Source organism: Acinetobacter sp. YH12052 (assembly GCF_013419835.1).
GTDB lineage: Bacteria > Pseudomonadota > Gammaproteobacteria > Pseudomonadales > Moraxellaceae > Acinetobacter > Acinetobacter amyesii.
In genome coordinates, this window is record NZ_VOZI01000002.1 from 249,349 (window position 1) to 266,660 (window position 17,312).

Sequence of the window (17,312 nt, forward strand, 5' to 3'; positions counted from 1 at the left end):
ATTAAGCTCCGATTACATGTCTCATTACATAAACTGTGATAATCCCTGCCAACATAAAACTAGCAGTTGCAACGAATGAACGCTTAGAAAGACGACTAATACCGCAAATGCCATGTCCGCTTGTACAACCTGAACCTAATCGCGTTCCGAATCCAACCAATACCCCGGCAATGATCATCATCCATGGGCTTGCATCCAGTTCAATTGTCACAGAGGTCATTTTCCCGTAGATAAAAGGCACAATAAAAAGTCCCGCTAAAAACCATATCGCAGGTGTTTTTAAAATCGTTTGAGGATTCAACATTTGCGCAATTAAACCACTGATACCGGCGATTCGACCATGTACGTATAGGTAGCCAACTGCGGCTAGGCCCAATAAGGTCCCGCCGAGAAAAGCGGTTAGAAAGGGATGCATATTCATCAGCCACAAAAACAATATATGTTTTTATAATATGTTATTTAAAAAAAGATGCAAGCCCTCCAACCGAAATATTCGTTCTGACTTGCCTTTTCCTGATTGAAAAATTCAACGTTTCAAGAGTGTTTGATTAATTTATTTAGAAATAATTTATAAACTTGAAAAATCACGAAATATATCCTCGGAGATTTTTCAATAAAGGCTGTTTATTATGAAGTTAATTGAAATAATAGATAGTTTATAGATCAATACTGATATCGCTGAGTGCATCGCTCACCCACGTTAAAGCATCTGAACCCAATTCTATAATATTCGAACCAATTTCAGCTAAGTCGGTCAAATCTAGAGAAGATAAAGGATCAAATGATGTACTATTTTTTTGCTGTTCTTGTTCAGCTTGCTGCTCAATGGCTTGATCAAGATGAGTTTGATCTAATGGAGATGAGTTTGAATGTTGTTGTAATTCATAGTCGTTATTTTGCATAGGTTCATCCTGTTATTTTGTTTTTTATTACGTTCAGTTGATATTAATTTGGCTCAAACTCTTTGAGCACCTTATCTACAAACCACCAAGGTAAACGCTGAATACCTGAATTCATCTTTAAAATTTCAGCTTGTTCAATTTCCGCAATGAAAGAAGCATGCTGTCCATCGGCAGAGTTATCAAATAAATAACTACGATCCGTTGCTTCTACCGCCTGCATTAACAGATCCATACTTCGATAATAACGTTCGCGAATTTTTTGTTCTGGCACACCATGTCCACCCGTTTTCACGCGGTACTGAACACGTGAAATATTGATAACAGGATCAATAGTGGAAACATAATATAGATAGGTTCGAAAGCCTTTTCTTTTTGCTTCGCGTAGAAACTCCACCTTGGAAATATGGGACATCACCGTTTCAAAGGTAAAACTAATTTTTAGTTCTAAAAACTGCAAACGGATGTAATCGATAATTCTTGCACAAAGATATGAATCAATCTGATCTGGATGAAATTCAATTTTCCACGGATCTAATATCTGAGGTTTTCGTGCTAATAGCGGAATAAATTCTCCATCAGCGGGACGCTTTTTCGTATATAGAAAGTCAATTAGTGCTTCGGATTTTAAAGCGGGATGGTAATCCAACAAATTGAGCCGGTGTGAATGTTTCAGTTGAGCTTCGAGTTCATCCGCATTTAAATATGCCCCAATATGATGGGGCAATAAATATTCTTTAACTGTGCTTTTACCTGAACCATTTGGACCCGCGAACATTCTAATGCGAGGTTGTGGAGGCATGTATTAAACAATTTCCTCTATTTTCTTTTTTCGTTTTAAAATTTTTGGTAGATCATCCACTTGCACAAAGTCGGCTGATACATCTTTTATTTGTACTTCTTGACCATTTTGCAGACGTTGAACCAGTTGTAGACCTTTTACATAAACCACAGTGGATGACGCACTTGCTTGTTCAAAAGCATGGCGAAATGCATGGATAGCAAGGCTCGGGATCATATCGTCCTCATATTGGCTTGCTTTCATTACTGAAGTATAAGCTGTCATGTAACAACTCCTCAAACATCAAAAATAATGTGTTCAATCATCTTATCATACTCGCAATATTTGTCTATTTATCCATCACTCATACTGAAAGGAAATCGATAAAAATTCAAAGTGCTTAAATCATTTGATTATCTTACTCGAAAAGAATGTCGTATATGAGTCAATGTGTGTGGATAGTAAATCAAGAATTATGTAAAAGTTACCTACATTAGATTTATCACCCAATTAAGCATTTAAATTTTCACAAAAAAAATAGCCACTTATTCAGTGGCCAAAAGAGAACGACATTAACAAGTTGATGTATTAGTACTGATCTATGCAACAGGACCAGGGATGTTTGTTGCATATAAATCGTTCTAACCTGATTATAATAATGTGATGGACTTATCATTTTAAGCATATTTTATATCATTTTCTGACAATCTACATTTTCAACTTCTAAGATTATTAGAAACTGCACCTATAGTGAATTATGCTGTAATAATTTTGAAATATTAGACCATTTCGAATTATGAAAAATAGAACAAAATGAAAGAAAGTTAGACGAGAGCCCAAAAGTTTTAGAAGAGAAATTTAAACCTAAATTATTTTGTAGGACTCGAACAAAATGCACTTTCGTTTAAGCCAGATGACTGCATACTCTGTTGCTGTTGTTGTAAATAGTGCTGTGAAGCCACTCGCATTAGATTGGCCATTTCAAGAGCTGAGTTTTGCTGAGAAATTTCTAAAATCTGTCGATATGCATTCAATCTTAAACAAAACGCTTGAGTTTGCTGCTGACCCGTTGCAGTAGATGCAGGGTCATCTAAAATGGCTTTGGTTGAATTAATTTGCTCAGTATATGCTTGTATCTGAGCATTATATTCAGCTTGAGTCAGTTGTGGAGTAACGGCTTCTTTCACATTTGCATGTATTACAGAAGAAGTAAACACAGAGAAAATAAAGACATAAAGTTTATACATCAATGGAGAATGCATAAATTAAGCCTCATCACCTTCTTTCCAGACATCTTCATAATCATCAGCATCGATCATAAAACGATAACCTACATCCAAAGCTAAATACGGTAGCACTTCAGGCACGACATCTTGCAGTTTACGCACAGTCATTGTTTCAAAGTTATCTGCGCCTTCAAGCTCCCCGCCATAAATATACCAACTGACATTTTCATCACCTTCTGCAGGCTTACGAATACCGACTATTGGATCTTTATTTAAGGTATGGACAGCCACAGCAATTACATCATCGCCCTGCACTTCTACATATGCAGAACCCACTTCTTCACATAAAAGTTTTTGTTCTGCAATCAGTTCTGCCAAAGGTGATGAATTTTGCGTATGTTTTGCCATGTTTGTTCTCAGGCCATATAGGTTTCGGGCATTCTACCGTGAATTACACTTATATAGATAAATTTTTTCCGTGCGAAAGCATTCGTGCCTTGTTTTATCAATTCATTTATAACAAAAGACTCAATGCTGTAGATTCCATGTAAAGGTATAAACAGGAATAAAGGAAACTTAATTTAAGACATATACCGCTCAAACACAGAAATAGACGAAAAAAAATAGAATCAACATTCAAACAGCAAGCTTCTTTACCACCACAGATTTAACTTTTGCCAATGCCTGTGCAAATTTGGACAAATACCCGATTTTCCAAACTTACATGATTTATGAAAGAAATCGTCAATGCCTTGCACGTTTCATAGATTCAAAACACTGACTAGAAAATACACAGGATGGTTAATACGCTTATATATAGGTCTATAAAGTATGACTTAGCTAGGCAATAAATGTTCATCATATCTAAAGCTGCCTACTTATAAGGAAATGCTCCCACAGAATATTTAATTCGCTAAGGCAAACAAAATATCTAGCTTGAGCCCTATCATCTATGAAAAAAATTTCATTGGCCTAGAAATATGCTTTATAAACCATAGAAAAAGTAACTATCTTTTAATTTTTATATACTTAGCACACAAACCTGATTTATTCTTTCAAATAACTCGATTGAAAACTGAGAACAATTTAGATTCCTTTACGCGTGAAATAAGTTAAACCTTAGAATTTTTAATACGCTGAATAAATACTATCTTTACGACTATGCATGCGTAGGCAGTTCAACTGACGATCTATAAGACAAATGTACAAGCCATCTCACCTTTCAAATCATTTATACTGGTTATTGCTACACGAATGCACCACGATAAAGCAAGTTTACACAAAAGATATCAACAGTTTTAGCCAATTGGGTTTAAAATGATGTCCTACAATATAATGATAAAAATGTAATTTTTTAACATTGCCAATTCTCTGCAAAGTTCGCATTATATAGCCCATTCTCGGCACATGCTTTTCACGTCAATTCAAAGAAATTATAAAAAAAATGTGGAATTTTATGCCATAATGAGCAAACTTTGCAGGTATCTTGCAAAGTAAATTTGCAACTTTTTATTGGAGCAGGCTGAATGAGCTCGACCATTTTGGTCATTCATGGACCGAATCTCAACTTACTAGGAAAACGTGAACCCGAAGTTTACGGCTATCTGACACTTGAAGATATCAACCAAAAACTGATTTCACAGGCTCAAAACGCTTCCATTTCTCTCGACACTTTCCAAAGTAATTGGGAAGGCGCTGTCGTCGACCGAATTCATCAAGCGCAACAAGAAGGCGTTCAATTCATCATTATTAATCCAGCAGCCCTAACACATACTTCGGTTGCTGTGCGTGATGCCCTTCTTGGTGTAGCCATTCCGTTTATCGAAGTACATCTATCAAATGTCCACGCTCGCGAAGCATTTAGACATCACTCCTATCTATCTGATAAAGCCGTTGGCGTTATTTGTGGTTTAGGTGCAAAAGGTTATGCCGCAGCACTAGACTTCGCCATCGAAAAAATTCAACCAACTTCTCAATCTTAATTAGGAATACTGTTCATGGATATCCGTAAAATCAAGAAACTCATCGATTTGATGATTGAATCTGACTTACAGGCGATTGAAGTTAAAGAAGGCGATCAATCGATTGCTCTAACTCGTCGCAATCCAGTAGTTGCTGCCGCTGCGCCTGCTATGGCTGCTCCTGCCGCTGCGCCTGCTGCACCTCGTTCACCACGTGGTGCTGTTGAGCCGTCTCCTATGGTTGGTGTGTTCTATGCTGCGCCAAATCCAGGTGAAGCACCATTTGTGAAAGTTGGTCAAACTGTATCTGCTGGTGAAACACTCGGTATCATCGAAGCAATGAAAATCATGAACCCAATTGAAGCAACTCAAAGCGGTGTAATTGAAGAAATTTTGGTTAAAAATGGCGAAGTGATCCAATTCGGTCAACCATTATTCCGCTATCGCGCTTAAGACCACGGGGAATCACAATGTTGCAAAAAGTTTTAATTGCAAACCGTGGTGAGATTGCGCTCCGCATCACCCGCGCTTGCAAAACTTTAGGAATTAAAACCGTAGGGATTTATTCCGATGCCGACAAAGACCTAATGCACTTACGCTTCTGTGACGAAGCAGTGTGTATTGGACCAGGTGCCAGCAGCGAAAGTTATCTCAATATCCCTGCCATTATTACAGCGGCTGAAATCACCGGTGCAGATGCCATCCATCCAGGTTATGGTTTCTTATCTGAAAACGCTGAGTTTGCAGAAATTGTAGAAAACTCAGGTTTTATCTTTATCGGTCCGCGTCCTGAACACATTCGCTTAATGGGGAACAAAGTTTCTGCCATTATTGCGATGAAAAAAGCTGGCGTACCAACAGTTCCGGGTTGTGACCATGCTGTAACGATTCACAATGCATTGGCAGAAGCCAAAGAAATTGGCTTCCCATTGATTGTAAAAGCTGCCTCAGGTGGTGGTGGTCGTGGTATGCGTATCGTTGAACGTGTAGACACGCTACTCGAATCTGTACAAGCCGCTCAACGTGATGCGGAAATGTGGTTTGGTGACGACACCGTTTATATGGAACGTTTCCTTCAAAAGCCACGCCATGTCGAAGTGCAAGTTCTTGCAGATGGTAATGGCCATGCAATTCACCTTTATGATCGTGACTGTTCATTGCAACGTCGCCATCAAAAAGTGCTTGAAGAAGCGCCTGCACCGGGTTTACCTGAAGAAGCACGTGCGCATATTCTTGAAGCATGTGTAAATGCTTGTAAATTGATGCAATACCGTGGTGCTGGTACATTTGAGTTCTTATTTGAAGAAGGTGAATTCTTCTTTATTGAAATGAATACTCGTGTACAAGTAGAACATCCTGTTACTGAGCAAGTAACTGGTGTGGATATTATCGAGCAACAATTACGCATTGCTGCTGGCTTAGGTTTGGATCTTCAACAAGAAGATATTCAACTTAAAGGTCATGCGATTGAATGTCGTATTAATGCAGAAGATCCATCTACATTTATGCCTTCACCGGGTAAAATCGACCATTTTTATGCACCGGGTGGCGCAGGTATCCGATTAGATTCTCATATCTATCAAGGATATAGCATCCCACCATACTATGATTCAATGATTGCAAAACTCATTGCGCATGGTAAAGATCGTGAAACCTCTATTGCGCGCATGAAACAAGCTCTGGAAGAGATTATCTTAACTGGCGTGAAAACCAATATTCCGCTACATAAAGATTTGATTCTTCAAGATAAAAATTTCTGCGAACAAGCAATGGATATTCACTATCTTGAAAAGCATCTATTAAAGAAAGTCGAAGGACATGAAGATAAATAAATCTTCAGCGTCAAAAAAACCATTCAAATGAGTGGTTTTTTTATTTTCATAAGAAAGATCTATAGTCATACTTAAGGTAAAACTCGACGCAATGTCGCAAAACACTGTTGACCCTGATCATTGGCACAGAAATTAATAACAGATGGACTTTTCCACTTTACAAAGTACTGTGAAATTTCGCCGGTTTGATCTTGAATATTGCCCGAACAATCCATCTGATTATTGTCATATTTCACTTGTAAAATCAGTGCTGGAATTTGCACATTCGGATCTTGCGCAGGTTGATAGTCATATACCCCAGATGACCACTCTTCACCGCTTTTGATCACAACATCATTATTGCTCTTAAAATTATAATATTCAACGCACTTTTTATTGGTCGGAATTTCCATACCCCATAAGCCGACCAATTCAGAACGTGTTGTCACCCTAAAGCTATTCACCGCTTCAACTTGATTTTTAGCCTCTGAATTTTGAGTTGTATTCTTATTATCTGCCGCCATCACCAACGATGAACTCAACATGAGTAAAACTGTAAGATATGCTATTTTCATACATTTAATCAGTCATATAAATCATGCTCTTAAAGTAACACATTTTTTTACAAATCCGCGGTTTATCACATTTTCATAACAATCATTTTTCCTATTTATCCAAAAAATCAATCTCGGTTAACGAAACTACAAATCAGCTAAATGCCAAACAAATCACACTATTTACAATAAAATAATATAAAATCTTTTTTATCGTTTAATATACGAAAAAAACGAATTCTCCCATATTTAACCTAGGCTTACATAAGCTAATGAAACTGCATTCGAATAGTCTTGCTACGCTTAATGCAAGCCACAGCATGGCTTTTGTCATAGTCGCTGCAGTTATTCTTTGCTGCTGCTTAATCGGTATTTTCACCCGCCCATTAAGCTATTTAGCGATTTTTTGGCCTGCCAATGCAGTGCTATTAGCATTATTCTTAAGGTTCCCTAAACTGAGTAATCTGGGAGGATGGTTAGGTGCATTTACCGGTTATATGCTCGCAGATTTAGTGACGGGCAATTATTTCCAACTCACTTTATTTCTCACTTTTTCAAATTTAACCAACAGCATGGTATCGTTATTTTTTATGCGATATTTTCAGGTGAACTATCAAAACTATAATAAAGGTTTCACCTTTCTGACCATGATTGTCATCATCGCCTGTGGTGGATGCCTTGCAGGTGCTCTTTTTGCTATTTTCACTGTGCCTTATATCCCCAACACGTTTATGTCGACCGATCGATTGTCGATTGATTTTGGTATGTGGTGGATTACTGAAATATTAAATGCGCTGATTATATTACCGCTTATTCTGTCTTTTCCTAAACTGGCCGATCTTAAACTTTATTTCAAAGATCGACGTCATCAAAGCTTTCAGATCAATAAAATATTTCCGGCAATTGCAGTTGTCTTCTGTGTATTTTTAACAGCCGTTTCTGCAGGTCCAGGGGCAATTCTCTACCCTTTAGCGGCTCTAATTTGGGCAGCATTAACCTATCGCTTATTTACCTTATCCCTAATTAATGCCGTGGTAATTTTAGCGACCTATTACAATTTAAATGCGTTCTACTTACACGATTCTTCATTAGCCTATTTATCGACAGCAATTTCAGTCCGTATCGGCCTAGCCATGCTGATTCTCTCGCCGTTGATTCTTTGTATTATTAGCCGAAATCGGCACGAACTATATAAAGAGGTTTTATACCTTGCAAATCATGATAGTTTAACGCATGCGATGAATCGTCGATATTTTTTCGAGTAAGGTGAGCTTTACCTACAAAACCAAATTCAGCTTAACTTTTCCATTATCATCATGGATATTGATCATTTTAAACAATTAAATGATCAATATGGGCATTATGTCGGTGACCAAGTTTTACAAGAATTTTCGAGCGTTGTGCGTAAGAATTTACGTGAAACTGATTTATTTGCACGTATTGGTGGTGAAGAGTTTAGTGTATTACTCACCAACATTGCAGCAGCTGAAGCTCAAGGTATTGCTGAGCGTATCCGAAAAGTCGTTGAAACTACGCCTATTTTCATTGATAAAAAAAATACGATTTATATTACGGTGAGTATAGGTCTGATTCATCAGTCTTTGCCCAATGCTCCAAGTTTGCAAAGTATGATCAATCAAGCTGATCAGGCTTTATATCAAGCCAAAGAGCTCGGCCGTAATCAGGTAATTTTAGTCAATTGAGACTTATAAATACTTAAGTGTCACGTTGGTTTTTGGATCGTCTTAGGCAAGCCCAAAACCAAAAACATGGCAGGTATAACAGCCAGTCCTGCGATCATAAAAATAACGGGTCCCGAAAGCATGTCCCAATATCGACCTGCTAAAATACTGCCACTCGCAACACCTAAGCCCCACATGGTACTGTATAGCGCTTGACCTCGCCCTTGTTGACTCGCAGTAAAATTTTGAAAAATGATCCGCATCGCGATTAAGTGGAATAATCCAAAACTAAAGGCATGAATCGTTTGCGCTGCAAATTGAGTGATAAACACCGTCGGATATAAGCCTACAATCAACCATCGCATCCCTGTTAGCCCCAGACAAATGAGCACTAAGTTACGCCAAGAATATCGATTAAAAAAGACATTGGCATAGGCAAACATAATGATTTCTGCAATGACTCCGACAGACCATAAAAAACCGATTTGGCTCGTCGAAAAATCAGCCTGCTTAAGGTAATTGCTATAAAAACTATAAAACGGCGCATGCGAAAAAAGTAGAAAAAATTCAATGATAAAAAAACTAGCTACAACTGGTCGTTTTAAGATAGGCCAAAGTGGTTCAAGTTTTTTCTGTGAAGATGGTGCAGTAGCGGGCTCTTTAATCGTAAATGACCAAATAAATGCGAGAAATGCAATGCATAACAACATGATAGGCAGCATTGAAACAGGTATTATTTCTAGCAAAGCCCCTATTCCAAATACACCAACAATGAAACCAACTGATCCCCATTTTCTGACTTTTCCATAAAGTTCTGCACGACGCTCAGCCAACCAAAATAAAGTTACCCCTTCAAACTGAGCTAAAATGGCATTTTGAAAGAAACTGAATACCAACATGAGTAATGCAACAGACTGAAAACTGTTTGGAATTATAAAAATCAGAAACCAAATACAGGCTTCCATCCATGTTGCGATTCGAACTAAAAGCATGCGCTTTCCGGATTTATCTGCAATCCACCCCCAAATAAATGGCGCAAAAAAACGTGTCACAATTGCAATCGAAGATAAAACACCTATTTCTTGATAATTAAACCCTTGATCCTCTAAATACAAACTCCAATACGGCATGAATGTACCCACTATTGAATAATAGAAAAAGTAGAATCCACCGAGTTTGGATTGGATTGGAATGTTAAGCATCAAACTGTATTCCTTAGTATTTACAGTAAGTTATAAACTTTTCAGAGTTGTATGCTTTTGCATCTAAAAGGCTTGGTTAGGATATGACGAGTATACAAATTTATTTTAATTAAATTATTTCAAAATTTGTACAATTTTATCAAAATATCAAATTTCCTCATTATTCTATTTATTAAACAATATGTTATTTTTACCTATAAAACTCTCATATGTTAATAAAAACCGCCCATTTGGGCGGTTTTTTATCTATTGGCTCTTAGTTCGAACTAAATTTAAAAAATGCAGATGACGCTCATATTGATCAATGACATCTTGCAAGATATCTTCTTGCGTCCATTCGATGATGTCATAATTTTGACCACCTTCCCTCAAAAATACTTCAGCTTGATAATCTTGCGTAATTTCTCCTGAATCAATCATAAAGCTTGGTGTATTTTTTTCTTGGACAACTACTTGGTAGATAAAGTTAATCTCATCTTGATGGTTTACACGAAGCTGCAAGCCATCATCTATCGTGTTTACCGTCACATCTAAATGACGACGCTTAAACTCTTTCTGTAGATTTGAAAATGCCTGGCTTACCGTTGTATCAATATATTGTTCAACTTCTTCACGTGTATGCGGATAATGCATAATCAATCCTAAACGTTGCTGCCAACTTCTTGGATTATGAATTGCTCTAGGTGTAATACGCGCATCCTGTAATGCTTGCATCTTGGTTGCATCTAAATGTAGAGCCTTGACTAAGCCCCAGCAAATTAAAAGCATTACAAAAGTGAATGGTAATGCACTCAACATTGTTGCAGATTGCAAAGCACCTAAACCTCCTGCAAACAACAAAACAATCGCAAGAACAGCCATTAACGTTGTCCAAAACAATCGTTGCCATGTTGGGGAGTTCTCAGATTTAGCTGTTAAATAATCTGTAACAAGTGCACCAGAGTCCGCTGAAGTCACAAAAAATAGCATAACCAATATGGTCGCAACAAAACTCATAATGCCTGAGAATGGCAAAGTTCCTAAATACTCAAATAGCGCAACGGATGAGTCTCGTTGTACTGCAGAAATCAGTGAGGTATTCGCTTCGTTTAAGATGCTATAGAGTGCAGCGTTGCCCATCACTCCCATCCAGATCAGCGTGAAGCCTGTTGGTATAAGTAAAACACCTACAATAAACTCACGAATAGTACGTCCTTCAGACACACGCGCAATAAACATACCTACGAATGGCGACCATGAAATCCACCATGCCCAGTACATAATTGTCCAACCACCAATCCAACCATCAGATTGATAGGCATATAAATTAAAGGTCATGTTAAATAAGTTTGAAAAATACTGACCAGCATTTTGTATAGTCGCTTGCAATATAAATATTGTTGAACTAGCAAAAAATACAAATAATAAGAGGGTTAGTGCTAAACCTAAATTGATCTCTGATAATCGTTTAATACCCTTATCTAAGCCCATAAATACGGACAAAGAAGCCATAGCTGTAACAATGACGATTAGAATTAGCTGTGTCGTCGTTGAATATTCAATCCCAAATAGATAATTCAAGCCAGAATTAATTTGGGTTACACCAAAACCTAATGTCGTTGCGACACCAAATACAGTACCGATCGTCGCAAAGGTATCTACACCATCACCGATTGGACCATAGATTCTCTTTCCAATGAGAGGATATAACGCAGAGCGAATTTTTAGAGGTAGATTGTGTCTATAAGCAAAGTAAGCTAACGCCAAGCCAACAATTGTGTAGATTGCCCAAGCATGAAGTCCCCAATGGAAGAATGTTACACGCATAGCTTGCTGCGCTGATTGGATCGTTTCAGGATCACCGGTTGGAGGTGATACATAGTGCATCACTGGCTCCGCGACACCGAAGAACATTAAGCCAATACCCATACCAGCAGTAAATAGCATAGCGAACCAGGAGCTATTACTATATTTTGGTTGGCTATGGTCTAAACCTAATTTAATTTTACCCATATTTGAACAGGCAATATAAATAAGCACTATTAGAAAAATGGCTACAGATAGTACATAGAACCAACTGAATGAGTTTGTAACCCATTGATTCAGTTGTTTAGTTATTAAATCAAAAGCATTGGGAGCTAAAAATACAATGGCAATAAAAATGCCGATAATAACAACTGTGCTAATAAACACATTTGGATTCACATTGGAATACCATGACGGTTTCAATGAAGACATACCTTCCCTATTCCGTTTTATTTGTAAGACAGATCAAAATTGATCAAAGAGATATCCGCTAACTGCGGAAGAAACAGGCTTGTAAAGATGAGTGCTGGCGATTGTAATTTCGCTCTATACGATAAATATTAAAAATATTCATGTGCATAAATTGAAAATTAAAGGCTGACTCAATCTAAGCCACTGTTTAGAATGTGCACATGTTATCATATTTTTAGATACTAAATTAAATATTAAGCAATTTATTAAATTAAGAAAACGATCAATTTAATGTCTTCATTCTAAATTCATTATATTTATCAATATCATTTTTCTTAATTTCTTATAATTTTCCAATTAATACAAAACTCAAAAAACCACTTTTTGGTGGTTTTTTGAATATTTTTTATCACTTATATAATTTCATCTGGTTGGTTTTGCTTCGGTTACTTTCTAAGCTATCCAGATAAAGTAAGTTTAGCGAACTGCTTCAACATGCAATTTATAATTAACTGTTCTATTATTCCGTGCCGTATTCCGCATTTGGTAGATCTGAATCAAATAATTGCCTGATTCTGGCAGCTTGAATTTTCCAGATGCTCCTGTTGTAGATCCAATCACCAAAGCGTCTGCTTTTCCTGGTTTATCACCAGGAGCATATATATTAATTTGGGCTAAATCATGATTGCTTGTCAGCTTATAGCTTAAAGTTTGTCCAGCCTTAGCATTCAAACTATACTGAATGTCATCGTAGCCTTTAAATGATCCTGCAACTGTAGTACCAATAGCACCTTTTGCAAACTGAATGGGTTTTACTGGTGCAGCAGATACACTTGGCGAAACCGCCGCAGACAAAGCCAAAGTTATTGAACCTAACAAAGTTAATTTTTTCATCACTATGTGCCATTTTTAAATTGATCATTTTTAATCATGTGAAATTCTAAATTTCATCAATGATTTTTCATTTATATCGTAAGATGTACAAAGCACTTTTGCCATTTCCTTTTGTTATCCATTGATATAAAAAAACCGTACGAAGGTGGCTTATTTTTTACTTGAGCAGTCCGTATCTTGCATGTGAAAGTGTCTGTAATTCAAACATGTGGTCGTAATCATAGTTTGGCATTATGAATCCACATTTTTACTTACGTTTGATATGGCACTGCTCATAGAGAACATATTGTCGTTGAGCATGCTCATCAGTAATGGTGGGGACTAAAATTAGAAAAGTGTCGTGAGGTGCTTTATCTATGGTCTATATAATCCATATTTATTAGACTTCTTTCATAAGTCAGTTTTTAATCAATACCTAATTCACAAAAAAATGTTCCCTCTCCTTTTCAAAGATGAGCGCAATTATGCGCAAGAGGGAGAGGATTTATATGAAAACTCCCCCTCTCCTTTTACGGAGTATGCAGCTCATTCCTGAGAAAGAAGAAGATTTCAGTATTAATCTTGCTACGAATTAATGATTATTTTTTAAAATATAAAAGATATTTATTATATTAATAAAGTCTTATAAAGAAAATTTCTGCAATATCAACTTGGATTTGATGCTTACTAGGAATAATCACGATACAATTAGAATGCATAAATTTATTTAAAGGATGATTGCCTAAATTCTTATCAATATCAATCAAAAATTTTCCAGAGTCATCCTGTGTATAATTTCCAAATAATAATTGCATTTTATCGTTAGTTTTGTAGTTTTTAATGAATCCTCTGTGAAAATTATTTTTTATAAAATTAGGGTCAGTTCTATTTAAAATATATCTCACTCCGACATTTATTGTCATCGCAATATCATCAACATCTCCTAAGAGGTTCACGATAGTTGCTTTGTCTTCAATAGTGTGAGTTTTTAAACCTCTATAATTACCTTGGGTGTCTAATATTTTTTCCGTTTTATTGATTGGATGTGAACGATGATCACTTCTAAAAACTTTAAATTTTTCCTCATTTAACGTGAGCATGTTGATTGGAGTATTAGTTGACGATTGATCAAAAGTAGCGAGTTTAGGTAAAGTTAAAATACCACCACTTGAAGAACTAGCGCTGCAAACTAGAATTAAATCATACTCTGCTGTCAGTACATGAAACTCATCAGTAAACCGCTCTTGTGAAGATGTTAAAGCTGGATTAATAATAGGATTTTTTTGTTCAGTTTCAATTTTGAAAGCATGCTCTAATCTAATTGGTTTTAAGATTTTGACTCCAACATCATCGTACCCCCATTGCTGCAAAATATTTTGAACATAAATGCATTCTTCACTAATTTTTTCTTCAGTATCATAGTTATACATACTAACTATAATGATTTTAGGTTTTTTATATACTTCAATTTCTCTTAAACCTGCCCTTGACAATACGATTACTTTTTCAGCATTAATTTTTTCATTTTTTTGAACCAAACATTCACCTTGTTGGATAATGCTTCCTTGTTTTATCACACCTTCAAATTTTTCTATTGGTGAAAGAACCTTATAAGAAAAGGGATCTTCAAGATCTAACCTACTATCATCTTCTTGAATAACAGCATCTATTTCACAAGGCAGTTCGATATTTTTAGGGAGTCTAATAATAGAATCTTCTTTGTAATCAATTTTGTATATATCTTTGGATCGATAAAGTTCTGCATCCCAGAAATACATATTATTAATTTTTAAAAAGTTATTTGCTTTGATATTTTGAGTCATATGTGAATTAATGCCCCAACCAGCAAATTTTGATAAATTTTTAGCTGGATAGTTATTTGAAGCGATAACATTTTCTGCAACTCTCCTACCTATAGCTTTGTCCAAAGAAATGCATTCTGTTGGATAGCCTTTGGGAAGTCGTGGATGCAGTCCATGGAATAAATCTATTAATTGTCTAGGGAAATCATCAGGAACATTTAATTCTAGTTTCATTATTAAGTACCTAATGGCTGTTTCTAATTAATATTAAAGTATGGCAGCAAGCTGAGGCTTTCATAAAAAATATGTTCAATTTTTACAATAATATGAATTAAGTAAAGATTAATTGACGTAAAATTAACACTTTAAGGTACTTTTTATCAACTCTTTGTTTTAATAGGGCACAGTCTTCCAAACTGCATGTAAACACAAAACTGGTATGAACAAAGAAAGAAATCAGGACAGACGGGCTGGAAAAGTTTAGACCGCTACGGTGATGGTCAGGCCTGTGATTGCCTGCCGGGTGGAAATAGGAAGAAGTGCCCGAAGAAGAAAAGATAAAATTGAACAAGTATATTGATTATATTTTAATCCATTAGATTTAATTATTCCCGAATGTATTTCAGTCGAAATATATTTTAAGTAAATTATGCTTACTAAAAATTATGAATAAATTTGGATCAATAATGCATATTAAACCACTTTTACTTTTAGGCTTATTTGGTCTATTAACCGGGTGTCAAGTTGTAGAAACTGCTGATAATAAAAAGTCAGTTTCTATGTTACCGCTACACATTCCAAAGGAAGCACGCTACCTAAATACTGCTGCAAATGCACCTATTTCAGAAAAGCGAAAAGCTTATGCTAACCAACTCGTGAGCTCGGGCCAAAAATATGCCACGATCAAAACAATTCCTTATGAGTTTTTCCAAGGATCAGGTTCTTTAAGTGCGTACCCTTACACGGTATACACTTTTGACCAGCAACGTGTGAAATTTGTAGAAAACTCACTACTCAGCCCATCAACTACACAAACAAGATTTGATCATTCGCAGGTGAAACTCAAACTACCTGTTGGTCAACACGACATTGTTTTCGTAAGTGGCATTGGAAATCATAGTTACTTTACTGAGATCAAAAACGTGACTTTAGAAGAAAATAAAGATTATGTGATTGGCGTAGATCGTAACTCAAATACAAAACCTTTAGTTTTCATTGCTGAATATGAAGTTGACTCTCGATTTAAAGCAACCGAGCCAGAATCTATTGTTATTACAAAACGTATTGTTGAAGGTGTTGAGCATGCAAACCTTAAAAAAGTCAAAGTTTATTAAAACAGCTACTGGCTTAGGGCTATTAACTTCACTGTTATTGCTCCAAGGCTGCGTACGAATGATGCTACCAACCTCAGAAACTGAATTGGTCACAAAATCAATCAATGGTGGTGGTTCAGTAGAAGTTCCTTTGGACTATGTACAATCCTATGCAAACTTAAAGCAGGCATATGGAAAATGCGTGGAATACAGGACTTATAATGATTATTTGAAAGTTGAAGCTAACCTAGATCGTGAAAATAATATTGGGACTTTTTATGGCAGACCGCCATATGGGACTTATATTTTTAAGACTACAATTACGCCTATAGATTCAACTTCATCTAAGCTTACAATCTATACAATACGTGGCAGTCTTCTGACAGACAATGCCAATCAAAATGTATTAAAAAAACGTTTAGAGCAGGATACACTTCGTGCATTAGGTCAAGATCCAAAATGCAATAAAGGTTAATTTGTACTTAAATCAAAAGAGTGCCATATGGCACTCTTTTTTATTAGACTGATTAAAAATAAATTCATCTTGCTAATAATTGACCAATTTCTAAATTTGAATATCCACGATCTTTGAAGATTAAAACAATTGCTTGTTTATACATATCAGAATCGGAAGATTTATATTTATTAATAAGTTGCAGCTCTGAATTAAGCTGGAGATCATTTTTTATAGTTAATACTTCCGTAGAGACTTTGTTAAAAATCTTGAAATTAAACATACAGGCACTCGTTATCCGCGTTATAGCGGCCCGACTACAACAAATACCTGCCTTAAATTAACCAGACACCCTTGACCAAAAGGATTGCAAATTAAGACAATATTTGCAAGTTTTCGCATTTCCAAAAGATAAAAAATATCCAAAACACTAGATCTCTTTCATAAATCAAAAAACGATCTTCTTTTTGGTTAATATTTGCACTCCGGATTTCTTAGCATTCGTGCATAATCTGCGGATGAAATACATCGATTCAAACAAGCTTTCTGATCCTCAGT

Annotated in this window: 17 protein-coding genes and 1 pseudogene; 6 read left to right on the forward strand and 12 right to left on the reverse strand. The window is 36.1% G+C overall.

Going from position 1 to position 17,312, the window contains the following annotated elements; genetic code table 11:
• Window position 1: 1 nt before the first annotated feature.
• The 6 genes from FTU06_RS02370 to FTU06_RS02395 form a co-directional block, all read right to left on the reverse strand.
• On the reverse strand, window positions 2–415 hold the full coding sequence (locus tag FTU06_RS02370) for a YeeE/YedE family protein (protein WP_180005525.1): 414 nt from the start codon (window positions 413–415) through the stop codon (window positions 2–4).
• A 241-nt stretch (window positions 416–656) separates the two neighbouring features.
• The gene (locus tag FTU06_RS02375; RefSeq protein WP_180050773.1) at window positions 657–902 is read right to left on the reverse strand and encodes a hypothetical protein; all 246 of its coding nucleotides are present in this window, start codon (window positions 900–902) and stop codon (window positions 657–659) included.
• Window positions 903–945: 43 nt separating this feature from the next.
• Window positions 946–1,701, reverse strand: a complete 756-nt coding sequence (locus FTU06_RS02380; protein WP_252725865.1) for a zeta toxin — start codon at window positions 1,699–1,701, stop codon at window positions 946–948.
• Window positions 1,702–1,704: 3 nt separating this feature from the next.
• Window positions 1,705–1,965: a hypothetical protein gene (locus FTU06_RS02385; RefSeq protein WP_168379492.1), complete on the reverse strand. Its 261-nt coding sequence runs from the start codon at window positions 1,963–1,965 to the stop codon at window positions 1,705–1,707.
• A 584-nt stretch (window positions 1,966–2,549) separates the two neighbouring features.
• The gene (locus FTU06_RS02390; protein ID WP_257221029.1) at window positions 2,550–2,942 is read right to left on the reverse strand and encodes a hypothetical protein; all 393 of its coding nucleotides are present in this window, start codon (window positions 2,940–2,942) and stop codon (window positions 2,550–2,552) included.
• A gap of 3 nt (window positions 2,943–2,945) precedes the next feature.
• Entirely contained in the window at window positions 2,946–3,314 is a 369-nt protein-coding gene (locus FTU06_RS02395; RefSeq protein ID WP_078190788.1) for a hypothetical protein, read from the reverse strand.
• Window positions 3,315–4,432: 1,118 nt separating this feature from the next.
• Between FTU06_RS02395 and aroQ the strand changes: the two genes are divergently transcribed.
• The 3 genes from aroQ to accC are packed head-to-tail and all read left to right on the forward strand — an operon-like array spanning window position 4,433 to window position 6,699.
• On the forward strand, window positions 4,433–4,888 hold the full coding sequence (gene aroQ, locus FTU06_RS02400; RefSeq protein WP_078190789.1) for a type II 3-dehydroquinate dehydratase: 456 nt from the start codon (window positions 4,433–4,435) through the stop codon (window positions 4,886–4,888).
• Between the two features lie 15 nt (window positions 4,889–4,903).
• Window positions 4,904–5,320, forward strand: a complete 417-nt coding sequence (accB, locus tag FTU06_RS02405) for an acetyl-CoA carboxylase biotin carboxyl carrier protein (protein WP_078190790.1) — start codon at window positions 4,904–4,906, stop codon at window positions 5,318–5,320.
• Between the two features lie 17 nt (window positions 5,321–5,337).
• Window positions 5,338–6,699 (forward strand): acetyl-CoA carboxylase biotin carboxylase subunit, encoded by a 1,362-nt coding sequence (accC, locus tag FTU06_RS02410; protein ID WP_111885487.1) that lies wholly within the window; start codon window positions 5,338–5,340, stop codon window positions 6,697–6,699.
• Window positions 6,700–6,770: 71 nt separating this feature from the next.
• Here the strand turns inward: accC and FTU06_RS02415 are convergent, their stop codons facing one another.
• Window positions 6,771–7,253, reverse strand: a complete 483-nt coding sequence (locus tag FTU06_RS02415; protein WP_180064171.1) for a hypothetical protein — start codon at window positions 7,251–7,253, stop codon at window positions 6,771–6,773.
• A 251-nt stretch (window positions 7,254–7,504) separates the two neighbouring features.
• Here FTU06_RS02415 and FTU06_RS02420 point away from each other — a divergent pair.
• A pseudogene (locus tag FTU06_RS02420) lies at window positions 7,505–8,935 on the forward strand (diguanylate cyclase).
• Between the two features lie 20 nt (window positions 8,936–8,955).
• Here the strand turns inward: FTU06_RS02420 and FTU06_RS02425 are convergent.
• The 4 genes from FTU06_RS02425 to FTU06_RS02440 form a co-directional block, all read right to left on the reverse strand.
• Window positions 8,956–10,116, reverse strand: coding sequence for an MFS transporter (locus FTU06_RS02425; RefSeq protein WP_180144721.1), 1,161 nt, complete (start codon window positions 10,114–10,116; stop codon window positions 8,956–8,958).
• A 246-nt stretch (window positions 10,117–10,362) separates the two neighbouring features.
• On the reverse strand, window positions 10,363–12,333 hold the full coding sequence (locus tag FTU06_RS02430; RefSeq protein ID WP_180089391.1) for a choline BCCT transporter BetT: 1,971 nt from the start codon (window positions 12,331–12,333) through the stop codon (window positions 10,363–10,365).
• 456 nt (window positions 12,334–12,789) lie between these two features.
• Window positions 12,790–13,206 carry a DNA breaking-rejoining protein gene (locus tag FTU06_RS02435; protein WP_168379498.1) on the reverse strand — a complete coding sequence of 139 codons (417 nt, stop codon included), beginning with the start codon at window positions 13,204–13,206 and terminating at the stop codon, window positions 12,790–12,792.
• 611 nt (window positions 13,207–13,817) lie between these two features.
• Entirely contained in the window at window positions 13,818–15,221 is a 1,404-nt protein-coding gene (locus FTU06_RS02440; RefSeq protein WP_180114225.1) for a hypothetical protein, read from the reverse strand.
• 452 nt (window positions 15,222–15,673) lie between these two features.
• Between FTU06_RS02440 and FTU06_RS02445 the strand changes: the two genes are divergently transcribed.
• Both FTU06_RS02445 and FTU06_RS02450 read left to right on the forward strand, forming a co-directional pair.
• Window positions 15,674–16,321, forward strand: coding sequence for a hypothetical protein (locus FTU06_RS02445; protein ID WP_180144724.1), 648 nt, complete (start codon window positions 15,674–15,676; stop codon window positions 16,319–16,321).
• Window positions 16,290–16,775 carry a hypothetical protein gene (locus FTU06_RS02450; RefSeq protein ID WP_180144727.1) on the forward strand — a complete coding sequence of 162 codons (486 nt, stop codon included), beginning with the start codon at window positions 16,290–16,292 and terminating at the stop codon, window positions 16,773–16,775. Before FTU06_RS02445 ends, FTU06_RS02450 begins: the two co-directional genes overlap by 32 nt.
• A gap of 64 nt (window positions 16,776–16,839) precedes the next feature.
• Here FTU06_RS02450 and FTU06_RS02455 read toward each other — a convergent pair whose 3' ends face one another.
• On the reverse strand, window positions 16,840–17,037 hold the full coding sequence (locus FTU06_RS02455) for a hypothetical protein (RefSeq protein ID WP_180114226.1): 198 nt from the start codon (window positions 17,035–17,037) through the stop codon (window positions 16,840–16,842).
• Window positions 17,038–17,312: the final 275 nt, after the last annotated feature.